This window comes from Streptomyces sp. NPDC002130 (genome assembly GCF_040296465.1).
In the GTDB taxonomy this organism is placed as follows: Bacteria; Actinomycetota; Actinomycetes; order Streptomycetales; family Streptomycetaceae; genus Streptomyces.
In genome coordinates this window covers 1-1,064 of the sequence record NZ_JBEOXI010001218.1, presented here as the reverse complement: position 1 = coordinate 1,064, position 1,064 = coordinate 1, and the positions used below count along the sequence as shown (strand labels likewise).

The following is a 1,064-nucleotide window of genomic DNA, read 5'->3' as shown; positions in this document are numbered from 1 at the left end:
GCCGCCGACCGGCACAACGCAGACCGCACGCAACAGATCCTCGACGCGCTGGCTCTCTCACGTGACGCAGAAGGGTGCGCAGCCGGAATTCGCGTACTCCGACCGCGAGCGCGACGCGATGGTCAAGGCAGGCCTCGAGTCGATGTGTCCGTCGGTGACCGTGCGTACCGGTTCATCGGGTCCTTGACCGCGACCGGCCTTGTCGCGGATGTTCGGCGAACCCCGCTCGTGCGCGGACGTGTCGCAGACATCTTCGATGCCTCCGGATCCACCGTCGATTCGTTTGTCGGACAATCGATGCTGGCAGTAATCCAGTCGATCCCGATCACAGTGCTGTTCGCAGCCGAGCCGGCCCGAATCGCGGACGCGCTGGACGAACTCACTTCCGTGGACGGCCGCACGTCGATCCATCTGTTCTTGCAACCGGTGGGATGTTCTCCTGCGGCTGGGCGGGATCAAGAGTTGTCGGCGTTGCTCTTCGTTCCGCGCGAGAAGTTCAGTACGACGATCAGAACAACGGCCGAGTCGGTACTCGCCGACGCGCTCGGTGCCCGCAATATCGAATTCTCCAGTCGAGTCTCGGAATCTGCCCTGGCCGTCGTGCATTTCACGGCCACAGTCGGCAGCGGCGCGAATTTCGCATCGGCGCGACAAGCGCGGGAGATTCGGGACCTCGTCGTCGACGCGTGCTTGACGTGGGACGAGCGATTCGTTCTGGATGCTTCGCACTACGACGAGCGGCGCAGGCGTGCTCGGTTCGCCGAGCGAGTTCCGGTGGCATACAAGCAGGATTTCGATGCCGTCCGCGCTGCCGAGGACATGGCGGTATTCGATGGCCTCGAACTCGGAGAGGTGAGCCCACGGTTGGCCCGATCTGTCGACGGACCCGGTACTCACAGACTCGGGCTGTACGTATCGGGTGACCCGCTCTCGCTGGGCGAGGTGCTGCCGGTATTGCAGAGCCTGGGTGTCGACGTGGTCGACGAGCGTCCGTACGAGCTCGTCCCGGTGGGGTCGGAACAGGCCTGGATCTACGAGTTCACGCTCGACTATCCGAATGCTCC

General features: G+C 63.8%; 2 protein-coding genes. Both read left to right on the top strand.

The features are described from left to right. Positions 1–187: hypothetical protein (locus ABT116_RS49750; protein ID WP_351648354.1), on the top strand; the 187-nt coding region annotated here is incomplete at its 5' end. Further along, the coding region (locus ABT116_RS49745; protein WP_502984114.1) for a hypothetical protein at positions 184–1,064 on the top strand (881 nt) is incomplete at its 3' end. The genes ABT116_RS49750 and ABT116_RS49745, both read left to right, overlap by 4 nt.